Consider the following 501-nt stretch of genomic DNA (forward strand, 5'->3'; position numbering starts at 1 on the left):
CAGCAGGCGGTCGTGCAATACGTAACCCGGTTCGAAAACCTGCGAGACCGTGCCTGCGGCCCGCTCGGGATCCTCGATCTCGACCATGGCTTCGTGGTAATGCGGGTTCAGGCGTTCGCCCACGGGATCGATCCGCTTGATGTGATTCTTCTCGAAGGCTTCCAGAAGAGACTTCTCGGTCATCTCCACCCCGGTGACGAGGCTTTTGAGATGCTCGTTCTGCTCGATGGCTTCGGCGGGAACGCTTTCAAGAGCGCGGCGCAGGTTGTCGGCCACGGACAGGAGGTCCTTGGTGATGCCGCTGGCGGCATACTTTGCGGCCTCGTCGCGATCCTTGCGCGCGCGGGTGCGGGTGTTCTCCGCGTCCGCCATGGCGCGTAGCAGCTGCTCCTTCAACTGGGCGACCTCGGCGCGCAGGGCATCAGTCTCGTCGAGTTCATTCTCACCCGGAAACGGCACCTCGCCGACATCTTCATTCACCGCGACTTCCGGTTCGACGGC

The 501-nt window shown here is 62.9% G+C and carries 1 protein-coding gene; it reads right to left on the reverse strand.

From position 1 onward, the window contains the following. Positions 1-480 (reverse strand): nucleotide exchange factor GrpE (locus FRC98_RS21170; RefSeq protein WP_146983534.1); only part of this gene is annotated, 480 nt, incomplete at its 3' end. Positions 481-501: the final 21 nt, after the last annotated feature.

The organism is Lujinxingia vulgaris (assembly GCF_007997015.1).
Lineage (GTDB): Bacteria > Myxococcota_A > Bradymonadia > Bradymonadales > Bradymonadaceae > Lujinxingia > Lujinxingia vulgaris.